19 protein-coding genes and 1 riboswitch are annotated in these 19,834 nt (G+C 74.6%); of the genes, 9 read left to right on the top strand and 10 right to left on the bottom strand.

Annotated elements, in window-relative coordinates; genetic code table 11:
- Positions 1–10: 10 nt before the first annotated feature.
- The gene (locus tag ACH4EB_RS36300; RefSeq protein WP_398352670.1) at positions 11–898 is read right to left on the bottom strand and encodes a helix-turn-helix domain-containing protein; all 888 of its coding nucleotides are present in this window, start codon (positions 896–898) and stop codon (positions 11–13) included.
- A 311-nt stretch (positions 899–1,209) separates the two neighbouring features.
- Here ACH4EB_RS36300 and ACH4EB_RS36295 point away from each other — a divergent pair, with 311 nt between their 5' ends.
- Positions 1,210–1,632 carry an ATP-binding protein gene (locus ACH4EB_RS36295; protein WP_398352669.1) on the top strand — a complete coding sequence of 141 codons (423 nt, stop codon included), beginning with the start codon at positions 1,210–1,212 and terminating at the stop codon, positions 1,630–1,632.
- Between the two features lie 51 nt (positions 1,633–1,683).
- Here ACH4EB_RS36295 and ACH4EB_RS36290 read toward each other — a convergent pair whose 3' ends face one another.
- From ACH4EB_RS36290 to ACH4EB_RS36270, 5 genes are all read right to left on the bottom strand, one after another.
- Positions 1,684–1,908 carry a hypothetical protein gene (locus tag ACH4EB_RS36290; RefSeq protein WP_398352668.1) on the bottom strand — a complete coding sequence of 75 codons (225 nt, stop codon included), beginning with the start codon at positions 1,906–1,908 and terminating at the stop codon, positions 1,684–1,686.
- 526 nt (positions 1,909–2,434) lie between these two features.
- Positions 2,435–3,043, bottom strand: coding sequence for a DUF6328 family protein (locus ACH4EB_RS36285; protein ID WP_398352667.1), 609 nt, complete (start codon positions 3,041–3,043; stop codon positions 2,435–2,437).
- Between the two features lie 238 nt (positions 3,044–3,281).
- Complete coding sequence (locus ACH4EB_RS36280) at positions 3,282–3,752, bottom strand: C40 family peptidase (RefSeq protein WP_398352665.1); 471 nt, start codon at positions 3,750–3,752, stop codon at positions 3,282–3,284.
- A 3-nt stretch (positions 3,753–3,755) separates the two neighbouring features.
- Positions 3,756–3,921, bottom strand: a riboswitch (cyclic di-AMP (ydaO/yuaA leader).
- 546 nt (positions 3,922–4,467) lie between these two features.
- Positions 4,468–4,773, bottom strand: coding sequence for a hypothetical protein (locus tag ACH4EB_RS36275; RefSeq protein ID WP_398352664.1), 306 nt, complete (start codon positions 4,771–4,773; stop codon positions 4,468–4,470).
- Positions 4,774–4,780: 7 nt separating this feature from the next.
- Entirely contained in the window at positions 4,781–5,416 is a 636-nt protein-coding gene (locus ACH4EB_RS36270) for an ATP-dependent Clp protease proteolytic subunit (protein WP_398352663.1), read from the bottom strand.
- Positions 5,417–5,898: 482 nt separating this feature from the next.
- On the opposite strand from ACH4EB_RS36270, the gene ACH4EB_RS36265 reads away from it, so the two are divergent.
- From ACH4EB_RS36265 to ACH4EB_RS36230, 8 genes are all read left to right on the top strand, one after another.
- Positions 5,899–6,201 carry a hypothetical protein gene (locus ACH4EB_RS36265; protein WP_398352662.1) on the top strand — a complete coding sequence of 101 codons (303 nt, stop codon included), beginning with the start codon at positions 5,899–5,901 and terminating at the stop codon, positions 6,199–6,201.
- A gap of 100 nt (positions 6,202–6,301) precedes the next feature.
- The gene (locus ACH4EB_RS36260; protein ID WP_398352661.1) at positions 6,302–6,655 is read left to right on the top strand and encodes a type II toxin-antitoxin system Phd/YefM family antitoxin; all 354 of its coding nucleotides are present in this window, start codon (positions 6,302–6,304) and stop codon (positions 6,653–6,655) included.
- A 588-nt stretch (positions 6,656–7,243) separates the two neighbouring features.
- A complete protein-coding gene (locus tag ACH4EB_RS36255) occupies positions 7,244–7,546 on the top strand; it encodes an urease subunit gamma (protein WP_398352660.1) in 303 nt (100 codons plus the stop codon).
- A 17-nt stretch (positions 7,547–7,563) separates the two neighbouring features.
- Positions 7,564–7,875, top strand: coding sequence for an urease subunit beta (locus ACH4EB_RS36250; RefSeq protein ID WP_398352659.1), 312 nt, complete (start codon positions 7,564–7,566; stop codon positions 7,873–7,875).
- Positions 7,868–9,589 carry an urease subunit alpha gene (locus ACH4EB_RS36245; protein WP_398352658.1) on the top strand — a complete coding sequence of 574 codons (1,722 nt, stop codon included), beginning with the start codon at positions 7,868–7,870 and terminating at the stop codon, positions 9,587–9,589. Before ACH4EB_RS36250 ends, ACH4EB_RS36245 begins: the two co-directional genes overlap by 8 nt.
- Positions 9,590–9,632: 43 nt before the next feature.
- The gene (locus ACH4EB_RS36240; protein WP_398352657.1) at positions 9,633–10,307 is read left to right on the top strand and encodes an urease accessory protein UreF; all 675 of its coding nucleotides are present in this window, start codon (positions 9,633–9,635) and stop codon (positions 10,305–10,307) included.
- A 121-nt stretch (positions 10,308–10,428) separates the two neighbouring features.
- Positions 10,429–11,130, top strand: coding sequence for an urease accessory protein UreG (ureG, locus tag ACH4EB_RS36235; protein WP_398352655.1), 702 nt, complete (start codon positions 10,429–10,431; stop codon positions 11,128–11,130).
- Positions 11,127–11,966, top strand: coding sequence for an urease accessory protein UreD (locus tag ACH4EB_RS36230; protein WP_398352654.1), 840 nt, complete (start codon positions 11,127–11,129; stop codon positions 11,964–11,966). The genes ureG and ACH4EB_RS36230 overlap by 4 nt, the downstream gene beginning before the upstream one ends.
- 25 nt (positions 11,967–11,991) lie before the next feature.
- On the opposite strand, the gene ACH4EB_RS36225 is transcribed toward ACH4EB_RS36230, so the two are convergent.
- The 4 genes from ACH4EB_RS36225 to ACH4EB_RS36210 all read right to left on the bottom strand — a co-directional run bounded on the left by ACH4EB_RS36225 (position 11,992) and on the right by ACH4EB_RS36210 (position 19,797).
- Positions 11,992–12,876, bottom strand: a complete 885-nt coding sequence (locus ACH4EB_RS36225; protein WP_398352653.1) for a trypsin-like serine peptidase — start codon at positions 12,874–12,876, stop codon at positions 11,992–11,994.
- A 171-nt stretch (positions 12,877–13,047) separates the two neighbouring features.
- Positions 13,048–16,038 carry a condensation domain-containing protein gene (locus ACH4EB_RS36220; RefSeq protein ID WP_398352651.1) on the bottom strand — a complete coding sequence of 997 codons (2,991 nt, stop codon included), beginning with the start codon at positions 16,036–16,038 and terminating at the stop codon, positions 13,048–13,050.
- Positions 16,035–17,888, bottom strand: a complete 1,854-nt coding sequence (locus tag ACH4EB_RS36215) for a non-ribosomal peptide synthetase (protein WP_398352650.1) — start codon at positions 17,886–17,888, stop codon at positions 16,035–16,037. Before ACH4EB_RS36215 ends, ACH4EB_RS36220 begins: the two co-directional genes overlap by 4 nt.
- Position 17,889: 1 nt before the next feature.
- Positions 17,890–19,797, bottom strand: coding sequence for an amino acid adenylation domain-containing protein (locus tag ACH4EB_RS36210; protein WP_398352649.1), 1,908 nt, complete (start codon positions 19,795–19,797; stop codon positions 17,890–17,892).
- Positions 19,798–19,834 lie beyond the last annotated feature (37 nt).

Raw genomic sequence — 19,834 nt, 5'->3', positions numbered from 1 at the left:
GGCTGCCTCCTCAGACGCCGGCGCCGGCCCAAGAGGTCTCGGCGGTCCTGGCGATGAATTGCGCTGACTTCTCGCATGAGAGGGCGCGCCCCCGCAGCGTGTCGAACGCATCGCTGTACGCCCTGAGGTCTGCTTGCTGCTCCAAATAGAGGCTACTCGTCAAATGGTCGAGAACAACCACATCCAAGTCAGAAGTGAGCGGAAAAGAGAAGATAACGAAAGGGCCGGTGATGCCGATGTGTACACCGGACGTGAAGGGCAGCACCTGTAGTCGCACATGCGGCAATTGCCCCACGTCCAGAATGTGCCGCAATTGCGCGGCCATCACCCCGGGCGAACCGACCTCCCGGCGCAGCACCGCCTCGTCCAGCACCGCGCACAGTTCCAGCGGCCGCTCGCCGCGCAGCACCTCCTGGCGGGCGATGCGCACCTCCACCAGCTCCTCGACCTGGTCCGCCGGCAGGTCCGACAGCGTGGCGCGGGTCACCGCCCGCGCGTAGTCCGGCGTCTGCAAGAGCCCCGGCACCACCGTCGTCTCCAGCGTGCGCGCCCGGGACGCCCCGTACTCCAGGCTGATGAAGTCCCGGTACTCCGGCGGCAACAGGTCGCGGTACGTGTGCCACCAGCCCTGCCGCCCGCTGCCGCCGTTCCGCGCCCCGCCCCCGCACAGCGCCGCCAGCAGCGCGCGCAACTCCGCGTCACGCACGCCGTACGCGTCCAGCAGCAGTTCGACGTCGGCCTTCCGGACACCGCTGCGCCCGGTCTCGATGCGGCTGACCTTGGACTGGTGCCACCCGACGAGACGGGCCGCCTCGCCGCTGGTGAACCCGGCCAGCGTCCGCTGACGCCGTAACTCCGCCCCCAGCTTGCGGCGGCGCACCGCCGGTCCGTACCGCATACCGCGGCCTCCTTACTGGTCCACGGGGGAGCGCCATGGGTGCGCCCGGCCCCGGGTGGCTGGTTTCGATCCGACAGTGTGCCGCGCAAATCCGGTCTCGCGTAGCAGAGTTCACCGCTTCGGGCGACAGATATATGCACTTCTTGGTGGATGACGCGGCACCGTCGCGGCGGGAGTGGCAGGCTGGCGCACAGCAGCAGTCCGAGGCCGGAGCCGAAGGGACCGGAAAGGGCCCGGGGGCCGGTTGCGATGACGGCTCCCTTCGGCGGCGGGCCGGAGTCGAGCCTCGGTGGGAAAGGGACGGCGTCGCGATGGCAGACCACCAGGAATCCTCACTCACTCTGCCCAGCGCACCGGAATCGGTCGCGGCGGCCCGCAGGTACGTCACCGGCGTGCTGGCCGAATGGGGCCTGCCGGACGGGACGGAGACGGCCGACACCCTGCGTCTGATCGTCTCCGAACTGGCCACCAATGCCGTGCAGCACACGTTCGGCCGGTCGCCGGCGTTCACCGTCGACGTCCGGCTGGACCGCGACGAACGGCTGCGGATCGGTGTCACCGACGACCATCCGCGCTGGCCGAAACGGCTGCCGGCCGCCGTGCAGCAGGACAGCGGACGGGGCATGGCGATCGTCCGCTTCCTCACCGCGGAGTTCCGCGGGCAGGTGACGGTCGAGCCCACCGCATCCGGCGGCAAGACCGTCTGGATCACCCTGCCGTGGAAGCTGCCGTAGCGGCACGTTTCGCCGGTTTCGGGTCACCCCCACGTGCTCCGTACGGCTGCCTCAGGGCTTGGTGCGGAAGCGCGGCCGCCGGCGACGGCCCGTACCGCACGCGCAGCCCACACCGTCGTCCCGTACCTGCCGGTACGTGGGGCTGGTCTCGCGGCCGCAGCGCGAACAGCGGCACAGCCACGGCTCGTAGGCGCCGGGGCAGGGGACCAGAGGGGTCAGTCCGGCGGCGTACATGGCGCGTTCGGCGACGGTGGCGGGGCCGGGGGTGGTCGGCACCGCGCCCGGTGGTGGGTGGAGCGGGGGCGGCGGGATCGTCGGGGGGCCGGGAGGGGTGGGGGGCCCTGAATGTGCGGCAGGTGGGAGGGGCCCGGGTGGTGTGGGAGGTGTGAATGGTGCGGGGTCTACGGGAGTTTCGGGGGACGCGGAACCCATGGAGCCCACGGGAGTCGCGGGACCCACGGCCGGGCCGGTGCCGAGGTCGCCCGGGTGCCACTGGTGCAGGCAGGAGGCGCACCACCACAGCAGTTCGCCGGCGCCGTAGACACCCTCGTCCTCCCACAGCACGTCCGTGCTGCCGCAGGCCGGGCAGGGGGTGGCGGGGGAGTGGCGGCGCAGAAGTCCGCGCAGGTTCACGAGTCGGTCCTGGGGTGCGAGCGCTGGGGCGGGTGCCGGTGCATGGGTCTCCTCACGTGCTAAGGAGACTTCATCGGTTCGCCGTCGCCAAAGCAAGGACGACCAGGTCACAAAAGATCTCGGCGGCGCGGCGCCCTCGCCCCGCGGCCTCCGGAGGGGCGCCGGGCGCTCAGGAGGACGAGTCGCGGGCCGGCGGCTTGATGTGCCCGTTCAGCCGGCCCACCACGTGGGGCAGCAGCGCCCACAGGCCGCCGCACGTCACCAGCGTCACCGAACCCGCCAGTACGCCCGCCCCGCGCCCCAGTACGACATCGACGACCAGCAGGACGGCACCGGCCAGGGCCAGCGCGAGCACCGCCATACCGGCCGCCGTCAGCCGTGCGGAGACCTCCACGATCAGCCCCTTCGCACGCCGCCGGAACAGTACCCGGTGCACCGCGGCAGGCGCGGTGAGCAGCAGTGTCGCCAGGACGGCCAGCAACAACGTACCCACGTAGAACGCGCGTTGCGTGGGGTCCAGGGACACGAAACGCGGGGTGAACGCCAGTGTCAGCAGGAAGGCGAACAGGATCTGCACACCGGTCTGCAGGACGCGCAGCTCCTGGAGCAGTTCGCCGAAGTTGCGGTCGTAGCGCTCCAAGGGCGTCTCGTTGCGGTCCGCGCACGCGGTGTACCGGGCGGAGTCCGGCGGCCGGTGCGGCTCGGGCGGTCCGGATGTCCCCGGCGGTGCGGTGGGTTCGGACAGATCGTGCCGGTCGTCGTCGGTGAGGGGGGCCATTGCGTGCGGGTATCCGCCGACGCGTTGATCACTCCTCGAAGGCACACGCGCGTACGGGAGTTCGCACCCGCGTACGCACGGGAGGTGTCGCGCACGGGTGGCAAGGACCTCCGCGGCCACACGGGCCCCGCGCGTACGCCCTCACGGAACCCGGGACCCGGAACCGGGACCCGGGACTCCGCAACCGAGGTTCAGCGGATCAACGCATCAGCGGCCCGCGCCCCCGACGGCCCGCGCCTCAGCGCACCCGCCCGTACGAAACGCTGCGTGACCAGATCCGCTCCAGCCGCACCACGGTGCCGGGCTTGGGCGCGTGCCAGATCTTGCCGTTCCCCGCATAGATGCCCACGTGGTAGATGCCGCGGCGGGAGTGGAAGAAGACCAGGTCACCGAGGCGGCGCGCGGACGCGGACAGGTGCCGGGTGCGGTTGTACTGGGCCGCCGCGGTGCGCGGCAGCCGCTTGCCGGCCCGCTTGAACGAGTACAGCGTCAGTCCCGAGCAGTCGAAACGGTGGGGTCCGCTGGCTCCGTACTTGTAAGGCGCCCCCTTCTTCGAGGCGGCGACCCGCAGCGCGGAAGCCGAGGGCGCGGCTTCCGCGTCCTCGGTGGCCCCTGGTACGACCAGTGTTCCGCCGAGCGTGGCGAGGGCGATGAAGGAGATCACTCGGACCCGCGCCGGCAGGGGGGAAGTGGTGGTACGCGCAGTCATGCGCAACCCTTCGTCAGCCGCCTGCGAAGGAGTACCTGTCGGGTTCGGGCAGGCGAAGATGCCCGGTCGTGGTTGTGACTTCACCCCAAGGGGCCGTCCGGCGCGTGTCGGCCGGCGGTCCCGTCGTGCTCGGGTCCTCCGCTCCTGCCGGTCCAGGCACATCGACCAGGCATCCGGTACGGCGGCAGGATTGGGCGTCCGTCCGGACCGCCCCACCGCTGTGGCGGGGGCTTGTCGTCGAAGCGATCGTTGCGCACCTCGCGGCCGGATTCCGAGCAGAAACGGATGGATGTGAGCTTGGTCACGTCTGCGCCGTTCGGGTGGACGGGAGGCCATGTGAGGGAAATCCGTGCCGGGTGAGGACCCGCGTACCAGCCCCGGAACGAGGCATTCCGGGCGACACGTACGCATGCCGCGCAAGCCGTGTGGCGCAGCGCGGGGCCTCGCGGATACGCCGTTCGGGCGAGCCCGATCGGGCTTCGTGTCGGCATTCGGGTGGGTCCCCGCGCCGCGGTGGCACCTCATGGCCGCCGTTGTCCGCCCTGCCTGGCGTGTGTCGCGCGGGGGGACGGGGTTCTCGTGTGCCGGAGGGGGAGGGAGGGCGTCCGACCCCCGTCCGGACACCCTCCCGGTCTGTGCGGCGGCGCCGGTACGGCCGCGCGCTCGTGACACGGCCTCATCCCGCCGGTGAGGGCCGCGGCGTCGCCCCGTCGCGTCAACCGCGCGGCGGTGGTACGCAGACCAGCCGCGCCCGGCGCTCGCCGTCCAGTACGCGCAAGGCCCGCGCCAGCGTCCCCGCGTGCAGCTCGCGCTCGCCCCGGTCGTGCATCAGCGCCAACGCGTCCCGCAGCGCGGTGGACTTGCCGACCAGGGCCTGGGCGGCGCGCAGTCCGCCGTACGTGTCCGTACCGCGACCAGGGTTGATGCGGCCCAGCAGGTCCACGACCGCCAGGTAACTGTCGATGACCTCGCCCTCGGCGCGCGTCAGCGCGGGCAGCGGCGGCAGTTCGGGTGGCAGCATCCCGGGCTCACCTGGCGCCGGTCGGTGTGGGGTGCTGCTTGCGGCTGCGGGTGAGGGCGTCGACGAGGCCGTACTCCACGGCGGCCGCGGCGTCGAAGACCTTGTCGCGTTCGAGGTCTTGGGTGATCTGTTCGGCGGGGCGGCCGGTGTGCCGTACGAGCAGTTCCTCCAGAAGCGCGCGGGTGCGCAGCAGTTCGTCCGCCTGGATCCGGAGGTCGTCGGCCTGCCCCCGCACCGGTTCGCCGAACGAGGGCTGGTGGATGAGGATGCGGGCGCCCGGCAGGGCGAGGCGCTTGCCGGGCGTGCCGGCCGCCAGCAGCACCGCGGCCGCGGAGGCGGCCTGGCCCAGGCAGACCGTCTCGATGTCGCACCCCACGAACTGCATCGTGTCGTAGATCGCGGACATCGCGGTGAACGAGCCGCCGGGGGAGTTGATGTAGAGCGAGATGTCCCGGTCGGGCGCGTCGTAATCCAGGTGCATGAGCTGGGCGATCACGTCGTTGGCGCTGGCGTCGTCGACCGGGGTGCCGAGGAAGACGATCCGCTCGCTGAGCAGCTTGGAGTACGGGTCCATGGTGCGGGCCCCGTAGGAGGTGTGTTCGGTGAACTCCGGAAGGACGTGACGGGCCTGGGGGCCGTTCATGGGGAGCTCCTCTTCCCTGGGCGCCTGTAAAAAATGTACAGGACGTACGTATGGCTAGATGGGAGCACGGCGCACTGGCCCAAAGCAATGCCTTCGGTGGGTGAAGTGCGGGCGCTCGCTGAGAGCGAAAGCCCATGGGCCGTCAGGGGTGTTGCGAGCGCGCCAGGCTGATCGGACGTGAGCTTTGTGTCTTCAGAGGGGCGCGTGATCCCGCGCGCCGCCGGTGCAACGTTCCGGCCGAAGTGCCCCGCGCGATCCGGCGCAGGCCCGGCGCGCGGTGTGCCGGACCTTCTCCGCCGCCCCACGCGTCAGCGCCGGCAGTCCCCGGGGCAGCGCGAGGCGACACCTGACGCGCGAACCCCTGGCCAAAGGGGCCCTTGCGGAATCCGCCCGTACGGAGAGTGCCGTTCCGGCCCGGACCGCCCGGGTACCCGCCGGTCGGACCCGAGTTCCTCGGGCCGAGACGAGTCCAGGAGGACGCGATGGCTACCGCTTCATCCGCCGGCTATCCGGAATCCGGCCGCTCCCGGGCCACCCGTACCGAGCGGCTCGCGAGCGCGGAGACCAAGCCCGCGTTCAAGAGCACCGAGTTCTTCGTCTACCTCGCCGCCGTCGCGGCGGTGCTGGTCGCCTCCGCCGTCGTCGGTGGCGGCGCCACCGATGTGGACGTCTTCCCCGCCGACCAGGCGTGGCTCTATGTCACGCTGCTGACCGTCGGATACATGATCAGTCGCGGTCTGGCCAAGTGCGGCAGCCGCGAACCCACCGACCGCACCACCACCTGAGCGCCTCGCGCCGGCGGCCCGGCAGCACTGCCGGGCCGCCGGTGTGCGCCCGGCGCCGCCACCCTGCCGGGATGCCGGTGCCGCGGCCTAAGCTGGAGCCATGGCTTATGAGATCCCGGTGACGCAGGCCCGGGCGGAGATGGCGGACCTGATCAACCGTGTCGTCTACGGCGGCGAGCGGGTGGTCGTCACGCGCCACGGCAAGCCGCTGGTGGGCCTGGTGTCCGCCGCCGACCTGGAGCGTCTCGAAGCGTACCGGGAGGCGGAGGCGGCCGCGGCGGAGGAGCAGATGATCAGCACGGTCTCCTCGGTGCGGCCGTTCCCGGCCCCGCCCGGTGAGTGGCGCCGCTTCGGCATCGCGGCGGAACACCGCGGTACGGCGGGCGACCGCGGGGCGCCCGGCGGACAGGGTGTGACGGGCGAGCACGGCGGCCAGGGCGCCGGGGAGCGCTGACCGGACGGCGCGGGCGGGCCGCCGCTGCCCGGCGACCGGGCGAGGGACAGTGGCGGGTCGGCGTCCAAAGCCGAGCCGCCGAACCGCGGCGGCGACGGCGTCGGTGTGGACGCCCGGCGCCGTGTTGTCGACGGCCTTGGCCGCGAAGTGGCCCCGGAAGAGCTCTTCGAGCGCGCGTCGCCGTACACGCAGCAGCCCGGGTCGGGCGAGCCGGGCACGTCGAAGTTCAGGGGCGCGGCGACCGTCCCGCAGCCGTCGCCGGGCAGCCCGTTCACAGGGTGCCGGGAGCGGTACGCCGACCCGAAGTGGTGCACCGGCCCGCGGTGACACGCCCGCTCCGAGCGGCGCGGCGACCTGCCCGGATGGCGGTGGCAGGGCTCAACCGGTGAAGTTCCGCGGCCGACCCGCCGCGTTAACGCCGGTGAAACGGCGCCGAACTAACCTGCGGCCGACGGGTCATTGATGGAGCGGAGCTGGAGAGCAGTTTGCTCCTCCTTTAATTACTGTGTGATACATCTGCTTTTGCGGGTGTATCACCACCCGTGACCTGGGCGGCTGCGCCCAGCTCGAAGACGGTGAGGTGAAGGTATGCAACTGACCCCGCACGAGCAGGAACGCCTGATGATCCACGTGGCGGCCGACGTGGCGGAGAAGCGGCGTTCCCGCGGGGTACGGCTCAACCACCCGGAGGCCGTCGCGCTGCTGACCGCGCACATCCTCGAAGGCGCGCGGGACGGCCGTACGGTCGCCGAGCTGATGTCCACCGGGCGCAAGGTGCTCACCCGCGACGACGTCATGGAGGGCGTCCCGGAAATGATCCACGACGTCCAGGTCGAGGCGACCTTCCCCGACGGCACCAAGCTGGTCACCGTCCACGAGCCCATCAACTGAGCGCGGGGGCAGCGACCATGATTCCCGGCCAGATCCTGCACGCCGCCGACCCGGTACGCCTGAACCCCGGGCTCCCCGTCACCCGGCTGACCGTCCTGAACGCCGCCGACCGCCCCGTCCAGGTCGGCTCCCACTACCACTTCGCCGAGGCCAACCCGGGCCTCGACTTCGACCGTGCGGCCGCGCACGGCAAGCGGCTGAACGTTCCCGCCGGCTCCGCCGTGCGCTTCGAGCCAGGCATCCCCACCGAGGTCGAACTGGTCCCCGTCGGGGGCAAGCGGATCGTCGCGGGCCTGCGCGGCGAGACCGGAGGCCCGCTCGATGGCTGACCTGACCCGCGCCGCCTACACCGACCTGTACGGCCCGACCGTGGGCGACCGCGTACGGCTGGCCGACACCGACCTCCTCGTCGAGATCACCGAGGACCGGGCGGGCGGACCGGGCCGCGCCGGTGACGAGGCGGTCTTCGGCGGCGGCAAGGTGATCCGCGAGTCGATGGGCCAGTCCCGTGCCACCCGCGCCGAGGGCGCGCCCGACACCGTCGTCACCGGCGCGGTGGTCCTGGACCACTGGGGTGTGATCAAGGCGGACATCGGCATACGGGACGGCCGGATCACCGCGCTGGGCAAGGCCGGCAACCCCGACACCATGGACGGGGTCCACCCCGACCTCGTGATCGGCCCGGAAACCGAGGTCATCGCGGGCAACGGCAAGATCCTCACGGCCGGCGCCATCGACACCCACGTGCACTTCATCTGCCCCCAGCAGGTCGACGAGGCCCTCGCCTCCGGGGTGACCACCCTGGTCGGCGGCGGCACCGGCCCGGCCGAGGGCAGCAAGGCCACCACCATCACGCCCGGGGCCTGGCACGTGGCCCGGATGTTCGAGTCGATGGACGGGCTGCCGGTCAACGTCGGTCTGCTGGGCAAGGGCAACACCATGTCCGCCGCCTCGATGCGCGACCAGTTGCGCGCGGGCGCCCTCGGCTTCAAGATCCACGAGGACTGGGGCGCCACCCCCGCCGTCCTCGACGCCTGTCTGCGCGTCTGCGAGGAAAGCGGCGCGCAACTGGCCATCCACACCGACACCCTGAACGAGGCCGGCTTCCTCCAGGACACCCTGGCGGCCATCGCGGGCCGCGGCATCCACGCGTACCACGTGGAGGGCGCCGGCGGCGGGCACGCGCCCGACATGATCGCCATGGTCTCCGAGCCGAACGTGCTGCCCGCCTCCACCAACCCGACGCGGCCGCACACCGTCAACACCGTCGAGGAGCATCTCGACATGCTGATGGTCTGCCACCACCTCAACCCGGCCGTGCCCGAGGACCTGGCGTTCGCCGAGTCCCGTATCCGGCCCTCCACCATCGCGGCCGAGGACATCCTGCACGACCTCGGCGCCATCTCGATCATGTCGTCCGACGCCCAGGCGATGGGCCGCATCGGCGAGGTCGTCCTGCGGACCTGGCAGACCGCGCACGTGATGAAGAAGCGGCGCGGCGCCCTGCCCGGCGACCTGCTCGCGGACAACGTCCGCGCCCGCCGCTACGTCGCCAAGTACACCATCAACCCCGCCGTCGCCCAGGGCATCGACCACGAGGTCGGCTCGGTCGAGGAGGGCAAGCTGGCCGACCTGGTGCTGTGGGACCCGGCGTTCTTCGGCGTCAAGCCGCAGCTCGTCCTCAAGGGCGGACAGATCGCGTACGCGCAGATGGGCGACGCCAACGCCTCGATCCCCACCCCGCAGCCGGTGCTGCCCCGCCCGATGTTCGGGGCCATCGGCAGGGCGCCGGGCAGCAACTCCGTCAACTTCGTCTCCGAGCAGGCCGTCGCGGACGGGCTGCCGGAACGGCTCGGGCTGACGAAGTCCTTCCGGGCCATCCGCGGCACCCGCGGCGTGACCAAGGCGGACATGCGCAACAACGACGCGCTGCCCCGCGTGCACGTCGACCCCGACACCTTCACGGTCACCATCGACGGCGACGTGGTCGAGCCCGCCCCGGCCGCCGAACTGCCCATGGCCCAGCGCTACTTCCTCTTCTGAGCGACCCGGACATGTGCGAGCGGCCGAAGAAGGAGGTGCGGCGATGAGCAGGGCGGCGCTCCTCGTCCTGGCGGACGGCCGGTTCCCGGCGGGTGGGCACGCCCACTCCGGCGGCGCCGAGGCGGCCGTCGAGGCGGGGCGGATCCGGGACGCGGCGGACCTGGAGGCGTTCTGCCGGGGCCGGCTGCACACCGCGGGCCTGGTCGCTGCCGCGCTGGCCGCCGCGGCGGCGGCCGGATGCGATCCGCTGGAGCTGGACGAGGCCGCCGACGCCCGGACCCCGGTGCCGGCGCTGCGGCGCACGGCGCGCCGGCTGGGGCGGCAGATGATGCGTGCGGCCCGGTCCACCTGGCCGTCGGCCGGGCTGGACGCGCTGGCCACCGCCCGGCCGCGCGGCGCGCACCAGCCGGTGGTGCTGGGGCTGGCGGCCAGGTCGGCGGGGCTGGAGCCGCTGGACGCGGCCTGCGCCGCCGCGTACGAGAGCGTCAGCGGCCCGGCGACCGCCGCGGTACGGCTGCTGAGCCTGGACCCGTTCGAGGCGACCGCGGTGCTGGCCCGGCTGGCGGCGCCGCTGGACCAGGTCTCCGGGCAGGCCGTCGCGGCGGCGCGCCGGGTGGCCGTGGAGGGCACCGGCGCGCTGCCGGCGGTGTCGGCGCCGCTGCTGGACATCACCGCCGAGCAGCACGCGGCGTGGCCGGTCCGGCTGTTCGCCTCGTGAACCGCGGCGCCCGGCCCGCGGTGCGGGCGCCGTCCGCGACCGGGCACGTCGCACGGCCGCCCCCGCGCGCCGCGCCGTCCCCGTACCCCCATCCGCATCCGCATCCGATCATGGAGCTGTCATGCATCTCGATCACGAGCTCGACCAGCGTTTCCCGCACCGTCACAGCTACAGCGCCGCCGGCCCCGAGCGCCCCGACGGCTCCCGGCGCGCGCTGCGGATCGGGCTGGGCGGGCCGGTGGGCACCGGCAAGACCGCCACGGTGGCCGCGCTGTGCCGGGCGCTGCGCGACGAACTGTCGCTGGCGGTGGTGACCAATGACATCTACACCCGTGAGGACGCGGAGTTCCTGCTGCGGGAGGCGGTGCTGCCGGCCGAGCGCATCACGGCCGTGGAGACCGGGGCCTGCCCGCACACCGCCATCCGGGACGACATCTCCGCCAACCTCGAAGCCGTCGAGGACCTGGAGGACGCGGTCGGCCCGCTGGACCTGATCCTGGTGGAGTCCGGCGGGGACAACCTCACCGCGACGTTCTCCAAGGGCCTGGTGGACGCCCAGATCTTCGTCATCGACGTGGCGGGCGGCGACGACATTCCCCGCAAGGGCGGTCCCGGTGTCACCACCGCCGATCTCCTCGTGATCAACAAGACGGACCTCGCCCCGTACGTCGGCGTCGACCTGGAGGGCATGGCCCGCGACGCCAAGGCCCAGCGCGGCGACCTGCCCGTCGTCTTCACCTCCCTCAAGGCCGCGGACGGCGTGCGGCCGGTCTCGGACTGGGTCCGCGCCCGTCTCACCGACTGGACCGCGGGCCCCGCATGACCCTCGCGCCTCCCGAGCGGGCCCGGCCCCGCGCCCCCGAGCCGGCCCGCGTGCCCGCCCCCGCTCCGGCGGCCCACGGCCTGCGCGCCACGGCCCGCATCACCGCCCGGACCGGCGCGGACGGTGTGACCGGCCTGCCCGTCCTGGACGGCGCCGGTCCGCTCGCGCTGCGCCGCGTCCGCTCGTACGGCACGCAGGCCCGGGTGTGTGTCGTCGGTGCCATGAGCGCCCCGCTCGGCGGCGACCGGCTGCGCATCGAGGCGACCGCCGAGGACGGCGCCGGTCTGTGCGTCACGGCGGCCGCGGCGACCGTCGCCCTGCCGGGGCGGACCGCCGCGCACGCCACGTACGACGTGGAGCTGACCGTCGGCGAAGGGGCCCGGCTGGAGTGGCTGCCCGAACCGCTCATCTCCGCCGAGGGCAGCGACCTGCGGATGACGACGACCGTGCACCTCGCGCCGACCGCGAGCCTGGTGCTGCGCGAGGAGCAGGTGCTGGGGCGCAGCGGCGAACGGACCGGGCGGCTGAGCAGCCGCCTCACGGTCCGCCGCGCCGGGCGCACGCTCCTCGACCAGGAGACGGCGTACGGGCCCGGCGTCCCGGGCTGGGACACCGCGGCGGTCCTCGGCGGCAACCGCGCCACCGGGCAACTCCTCGTCGTGGACCCGGCGTACGACGGCCGGCCCCCCGAGGCCCTGCTGCTGGGCGCGGGCCCGGGGGAGGGGCAGGGCGTCCGCGGCCCGCTCGCCGGGCCCGCCGTGCTGACGACCGCCGTCGCACCGGACGCCCTGCGGGTGCGGCGCCTCCTGGACGCGGCGGGCACGGCTCCGGAGTGAGCGGCCCGCCGGGCCCGCCGCGGCGTCAGGCGTGCTGGGCCCGGTCGTGCACCTGCCGCGCGGTGGCGCCGAGGACGGGCCCGAACATCGCGGTGCTGTGGTCCAGGGCGTCGCCGTGGCTGTTGACCGAGACGAGCGTGCCCAGGCCGGTGCGCGGGTCGAGGTCCGCGAGCCAGGGGCCTCCGCTCGCACCGCCGCTCAGGTCACAGGCGACGCTCAGCTCCTGGTGCGGCGCGGCCTTCGACGGGCCCGCGCAGTACAGCAGTTCCTCGCCGCGCTGTGGCCGGGTGGCCGGGTAGCCGAACGCGGTGACCCGCCCGCCCGCCGGGCGGCCGAAGGCCACCGGCTGGCCGCCGACCGTGTCGGTGAGCGCGCGCCCGCCCACCGGGTCCACGGCGAACGCGGCGATGTCGTTCTCCCCGTCCCGCGCCCAGGTGCGCGGGGTGACGGACGCACGCACCGGGAAGACGCCGTACGGGCGGGCGCCCTTGTCGTACCCCGGGACGAAGACCAGGTCGGTGTAGGTGGTGTCGGGGGAGGCGGGCAGCCGGGCGCAGTGGCCGGCGGCCATCACCACCGAGCGGTTGCCGCTCTTGACCGCGGTGGCGGTGCAGTAGGTGTCCTCGCCCTTCTGGTTGACGAAGAAGAGCCGGCCGACGGTCCGCACCGGCGCGCCGGTCCACTTCTTGGTCAGCGGACCGGTCGGGCCGAGGTCGACGGCGCCGCCGACCGCCTTCATACGGGCCGGAGTCCAGTGGGCCAGGGCCGCCCGCCGCTCCTGCGCCGGGTAGGTGACCGTGTCGGTGGCGGCGGGTTCGGCGGCCGTCGCGGGGAGCGCCGTGACCAGGGCCGGGACGACGGCCAGGGCCAGGGCGGCGAGCGTACGGGGGAGGGACGGGGCAACGCGCATCGGGCGGCATCTCCTGGGACGGGGGCGGGGGCGGGAGCGGACGGGCGCTCCCTGATGACGGCGCGGCGCCGCTCCTGGGGGAGAGAGCGGCGCCGCACCCGACAAGACGGCCGCCACGCGGAATCGGTGCCGTCGCGGTGACAGGAATCTGCAAAAAGCAGGAAAAGCCCGTCAGCCGTCCAGCATCGCGGCGAGCACCGACCGCCAGTCCTCGCCCGGACGCTCCGTCAGTTCGCCGGCGAGCGCGCGGGCGGGGCGGTAGTGGCGGCGGTGGCGCAGGAGGAAGCCCGGCCCGGCCGCCTCCCCGGCCCCGTGGTCCGCCGTGGTGTCCGCGTCCGGACCCGCGTGCGTGGCGTGGATCTCGCTGGAGCTGCCGAGCAGCCGGATCAGCTCCGCGGCGAAGTCACGCCAGTCGACGTGGCCGCCGACCGCGTTCACCACACCTCCCGGCGGCCGCTCCACACAACCGGCCAGTACGCGGGCCAGCGCGGCACCGTGCACCCAGGGCGCGCCGTACCAGCCGCGGTCCCGTGCGGGCAGCTCGATCGGCTCGCCGTTCCGCGCGGCCTGGAAGAACTGGCCGGTGGCGCCCCAGCGCAACTGGTCGCGCAGCCGGGCGTGCGGTCCCCACACGATGGGCACCCGGACCACGCCGGCCGCGCCCCGCCCGCCGCTCCCGGCGGCCTCCAGCAGCATCCGCTCGCAGTCGAGCTTGGCCCGGCCGTACGCGGTGAACGGGCCGGCGGGCGCGGTCTCCTCGGTCACCTCGGTGACCGGCGGCTGCCCGTACGCGTCCACGCTGCTGACGAAGACGAAGGAGCCCCGCCGCCACCCGTCCAGCGCGGCACGCATCGCCGCCAGGTCCACCTCGGGGGAGGTGAAGGTGCAGGCGGCGTGGATCACGGCGTCCGCGCCGGCGACGGCCGCCCGCAGGCTGTCCGGGTCGCCGAGGTCCCCTTCGGCCACCTCGACGCCGTCCGACGCGAGGAGGTGCGCCGACTCGGGCCGTACCAAAGCCCGTACCGGACGGCCCCGCGCCGCCAGCTCCCGCAGCACGAAGCCGCCCACGCCGCCGGTCGCACCGGTGACCAGCACCGTTCCGGTGCGGGCCGCCGTGGGCCGGGAGCCGGGGGAGGCCGTGGGCCGGGCCGCGGCCCGGACGGCGGCCCGTGCCGCGGCACGCTCCCGGCCCCGCCCGTCCAGCAGGACCGCGATGGCGCGGGGGGTGCGGTGCTCCATCACATCGAGGCCGGTCAGCGGCAGGCCCAGCCGTTCGCGGAGCCGGTCGGCCAGTCGCACCGCCAGCAGTGAGTGCCCGCCGAGCAGGAAGAAGTCGTCGTCCGGCGCGGGCCGTCGGCCCAACTGTTCGGTGAATGCCTCCAGGACGGCCTGCTCCCGTGCTCCTGCGGCGTCGGCCGGCGCAGCCGTCGCCGGCGCTCCCGGCAGGCGGTCGCGGTCCACGGCCCCGTCGTCCGTACGCGGCAGCGTGTCCAGGACCGTCACCGCGGCCGGGACCAGTTCGGGTGCCAGCTTCGCGCGCAAAGCGGCCCGCAGGCCCATCGGTTCGAGCGATCCCGTGCCGCTCGGTACGACGTACGCGAGCGGCGGCCGGCCGCCGATCTCCAGCAGGAAGGCTTCCGCGACCTCCGGCCGGTCCTTGAGGAGCAGCTCTGCCGGGTGAAGCGTTCCCCCGCTGCCCGAGGCGCTGCCCGCTGCGCCGTCCCGGGCGGCGGCTGCGGGCCGCGGCCGGGTCAGCGGGTGGCCGGGGTCGGCGGCCACCGCCGCCAGCAGACCGGCGAAGCCGCGCAGCAGCCGCCTGGCCGTCCGAGCGTCGAGCCGCGCCCGGTCGTACTGCACCAGGCAGCGTGGCGTCCCGCCGTCGCCCCGGCCCTCCTCCACGTAGAAGCCGAGACCGAACTTGGCCGTCCCCAGATCGATTTCGACCGGTTCGCTGACCAGGCCGGGCAGTTCCAGGGCCACGGGCGCCCGCAGCACGTCGGCCGTGACGTCCACCAGCGGGTGGCCGTCGGCCCCTCGGGCCGCCGCGCCGAGCCGCTCGACGATCAGGTCGAACGGCACGTCCCGGTGCTGCTGCGCCTCCAGCAGCGCGTCCCGTACCCGGTCCAGCAGATCGCCGAAGACGCCGGCGCTCCGCGCGTCCACCCGTACGGGCAGCGTGTTCACGCACAGGCCGACCAGGTCCCGTACCCCCGCCCGGTCGCGGTGGCTGCTCGCGCAGCCGAGCACCAGGTCCGTGCGGCCCGTCGCCTCCAGCAGGGCGGCGTACGCGGCGGCCAGGACGACGGTGAACAGGGTGCTCCGGTGCTCCCGGCCCACCGCACGCAGCCCTTCCAGGACGGCGGGCGGCAGCGGCTCGGCGAGCAGCGCGGCCTGTCCGCGCCGGGCCGGGGCCCCGGAGTCCGAGGCCGGGACGGGCAGCGGCACCGGCCGGGCGCCCGCGAGACGCCCCAGCCAGAACTCCAGCCCGTTCTCCAGGGCGTCAGTGGCGGCGTGCTCACGGCGCGCGAAGTCCGCGTACTGCGGCGCCGGGCCCGCGAACGTCCCCGGCAGCTCGCCGCCCGGCGCTTCGTCGCCGTCCAGGGCCGCCCCGTACAGGGCGCCCAGCTCCCGCGCGACGACCGCCAGCGAGCCGCCGTCGATGGCGATGTGATGCAGCGTCAGCAGCACCGTGTGGTCCTCGGCGGCATGCCGTACGGCCAGCGCGCGCAGCACCGGGCCGTTCGCCAGGTCGAAGGGGCGCGCCGCGGCCTCCCGCAGCAGCTCCGCCGCGTCACCGTCCGCCGTCACCACCTCGACCGGCACCGGCACCGCGTCCGCCACCTCCTGGTACGGCTCGCCGTCGCGCTGCCCGTAGCGCGTACGCAGCACCTCGTGACGGTGTACGAGCGCGGTCAGCGCCCGGCCGAGGGCCTGCGGGTCGAACGGCCCGCGCACCCGGGTCGCGAACGGTACGTGGTACGCGGCGCCGCTGCCGCCGAGGCGGTCCATCAGCCACATGCGGCGCTGCGCGGCCGAGAGCGGCGCGGGGCCGGCCGGGGCCTCGGCGGGCGTACGGGCCGCACCACCGCGTTTGGCCGCCTGCCGCTGCCGGGCGATCCGCAGCAGCGCCGCCTCCCGGGCGGTGTCCGGAGCGCTGGTCATCGTCGGTCCTCCAAAGCGGCCGGGGCGGCCGTCTCGTCACCGGGCGTGCCCGGGTCCTCGTGCAGATGCAGCAGGGCCCGCTCGACATGGGCCGCCTGCGCGGCGACCGTGGGAGCGGCGAAGAAGTCGGCGAGCGACATCTCCACCCCGAGGTCCTCGCGGAGGTCCTCCACGACGCACAGCGCCAGCAGCGAGTGCCCGCCGAGCGCGATGAAGTCCGCCTCGGGGTCGTCCACGGGGTGGCCCAGAGCCTGGCCCCACAGGTCGGCGACGACCTGCTGGAGGGGGGAGAGGGGGCCGCCGGAGGCCGGGGCGTCCTCGGCCTCCGGCCCGTCGGGGGCGACTCCGTCCACCGGCCTGCCGGCCAGCTCCCGCCGGTCCACCTTGCCGACCCCGGTCATCGGGAGCGCGTCCACGAACGCCCACGCGTTGGGCACCAGGTGGGCCGGGAGGCGGTGCTCCAGGTGGGCGCGCAGCGCCTCCGCTCCGGCGGCCGCACCGTCCTGCCGTACGACGAAGGCCACCAGCCGCGCGTCGTCGGGCGCCGGCCGCTGGACGACCACGGCGGCGTCGGCGACCCCGGGGTGCTCGCGCAGCGCGTGCTCGATCTCGCCCGGCTCGATCCGGAAGCCCCGGACCTTGACCTGGTCGTCGGTCCGGCCGTGGAAGTCCAGCGTGCCGTCCGGGCGCGCCGAGACCACATCGCCGGTGCGGTAGAGCCGGCCGGCCGTGGGGTGGTCGATGAAACGTTCCGCCGTCCGGTCCGGCTGCCCGACGTAGCCGAGCGCCAGCCGCGGGCCGCCGAGCCACAACTCGCCGCGGGCGCCCGGCGCCACCGGCTCGCCGTGCTCGTCCATGACGTACGCGGTCGTCCCGGCGACCGGGTGGCCGATGGGCGGCGGGCCGTCGCAGTCGGCGTCCGTCACGCGGCGCGTGGTGGCGAAGGTGGTCGCCTCGGTCGGCCCGTAACCGTTGACCAGCTCCAGCCAGGGGTGGGCGCGCAGCACGGAGCGCGCGTGCTGCGCGGACAGTGCCTCGCCGCCCGTCAGCACGCCGCGCAGCACCCCGAAGAGCGGGGAGCGCCGGGCGGCCAGGTGGTGGAAGAGCGCGGTGGTCAGCACGGTGACGGTCGCGCCGAGCCGTTCCGCGTCCCGCGCCAGGCCCGTCGGCGAGAGCCGGTCGGCGGTGGACACCGCGACGGCGGCGCCGTTGGCCAGCGCGCCCCACACCTCGAAGGCGGAGGCGTCGAAGGTGACGGGGGAGTGGAACAGCACCCGGTCGCGCGGTGTGACGGTCACGTACTCCGGCCGGTGCGCCAGGCGCGCGATGCCCCGGTGGGTGACGGCCACGCCCTTGGGCCGGCCGGTCGAGCCGGAGGTGAACATCACGTAGGCGACGGCGTCCGGGTCGTAGGCGTCCTCGGCGGGAGCGGGCGCGTCGGCCCCGGCGCCTTCCGCCGGGCGCACGGGCGGGGGCACCGCCCGCTCCCCGGGAATGCCCGCCGCCTCCACCAGGTCCTTGTCGCCGACCGTCAGTACGGCCCCGGCCGTCTCCAGCATGGTGGCGATGCGCGGCGCCGGATACTCGGCGTCGAGCGGTACGTAGTGCCCGCCCGCCCACCAGACGGCGAGCTGGGTGACCACGGTGGGCACCGAGTGCGGCAGCAGTACGCCGACGGCGTCACCGGGGCGCACCCCCCGGTCCCGCAGCGCCCGGGCGAAGTCCCGGGCCGCGGCCGCGAGTTCCGCGTAGGTCAGGAAGGTTTCGCCGTCGGTCACGGCGAGGGCGGCGGGGGTGGTGCGGGCGAAGTGCGCGACGAGTCCGGGCAGGCCGGCCGTGGAGGTGGTCATCTCACACCCCCGCCGGGTCGGCGGCGGCGCGCCGGGCGTCCACCAGGGCCGCCAGCGCCCGCAGGTCGGGCTGGCGCAGCACCTCGGGCGCCCGCAGCCGTACGCCGCAGTGCTCCTCGATGCCGGTGAGCAGCCGGGCGGTGGCCAGCGAGTTGCCGCCGGCCGCGGCGAAGCCGTCGCCCGTGCCGAGGGTCCGGCTGCCGAGCAGGTCACGGCAGAGGCGCAGGACCAGTTCCTCGGTCGGCGGCTGCGGTGCGCCGTCGTCCTCCGGGGCCGTGGCCCCGGCGGCCTGCGTCTCTTCGGCCGCCAGGAGTGCGGCCCGGTCGACCTTTCCGTTGGCGTCGAGCGGGAAGCTGTCGAGGAACCGCACGACGGCGGGGACGGCCTGTTCGGGCAGCCAGCCGCGCGCCTCGCGGATCAGCTCGTCCGCGGCCGGTACGGGCGCACCGGGGACGGGCAGCACGAAGGCGACGAGCCGGGTGAGCTCGCCCACGGCGGCCCGTGCGGCGACCGCGGCCCGCCGCACGCCCGGGTGGTGCTCGAACGCGGCCTCCACCTCGGCGGGTTCGATGCGTACGCCGCTGACCTTGACCTGGTCGTCCAGCCGGCCGAGGAAGTCCAGCACCCCGTCGGGCCGCATCCGCACCCGGTCGCCGGTGCGGTAGACGCGGCCGGTGCCCCGGACGCCGGCCGGCGGGGCCACGAAGCGGGCCGTCGTCAGGTCCGCGTCCAGGTACCCCAGCGACAGCACGTCGCCGCCGACGCGCAGTTCACCGGACTCGCCGCGCGGGACGACGCGGCCCGCCTCGTCGGTGACGCAGACGACGGCACCGTCGACGGGGGTGCCGATGGGCGGCGGAGCGGTGGCGCGGTCGTCGGCCTCGACGTGGTGGACCGTGGTGACGACGGTGGCCTCGGCGGGGCCGTACGCGTTGTGCACCTGGGCCGTGACCTGCGGCGCGGGCCTGCGGCGCAGCCGGTCGCCGCCCACCATCAGGTGGCGCAGGGCGGGCAGGTCGGGCCAGGGCCGTTCGAGGACGGTCTCGGCGAGCGGGGTGGGCAGGACGGCGACGGACACCGCGGCGCGCCGCCACCAGTCGGTGAGGGCGTCCGGGTCCCAGCGCACCTCCTCGGGCGGCACGCTCAGCGTGCCACCGGAGGTGAGCGCCGCCCACAGCTCCTTGACGTGCGGGTCGAAGGAGACCCCGACGAGCAGGCTGTGCCGGTCCCCGGGCCGGGCCCCGGTGTACGCGTGGTACCAGTCGAGCAGCGAGCCGAGCGACGCGCCGCCCACCGCGACGGCCTTGGGAGTGCCCGTCGAGCCCGAGGTCAGTACGGCGTAGAAGGTGCCCGGCGGCGTGGACCGCGCGGTGGCGGCGGCCGGCGCGGCGCGGAACGCGGCCACGACGCTGCCGGCCGCGTTGGCGCCCTCGGCGGGCACCGGCAGGGACACCGCCTGACCGGTACGGTACGCCGCGGGCAGCAGCGCGGGGTCGCCGACGAGGCAGGGCACACCCAGCCGTTCGGTCACCGTCGCCAGCCGGTTCTCGCCGGGGCGCGGCCCCAGCGGCAGGTAGACGGCGCCGAGCCGGGCCAGCCCGACCGCCACCGCGACCAGCGCGGCCGACCGGTCGAGGCACACCCCGACCAGGTCACCGGGGGACACCCGGCCGCGCAGCGACTCGGTCACCACCCGCGCCAGGGCGTCCACCTCGGCGTAGCTCCAGGACAGTTCGCCGTCCTCGACGGCGGGCGCGTCGGGGGCGCCGTGCACCCAGTGCTCGTACCGGGCGAGGATGTCCGAACGGTCCGGACCCTCCGCCGCGGTGACCGGGGCGGAGCCGTACGCGATGCTGAGCCGGTCGTCCTGCGGACTGCTGCCGGGACGCTCGTGCGCTGAAGTACTCATGATTCCTCTGCGGTTCGCAAGTTCACGCATTCGTAAG

This window comes from Streptomyces sp. NPDC018045, from assembly GCF_044327445.1.
GTDB lineage: Bacteria > Actinomycetota > Actinomycetes > Streptomycetales > Streptomycetaceae > Streptomyces.
This window is presented reverse-complemented; position numbering and strand designations above follow the sequence as displayed.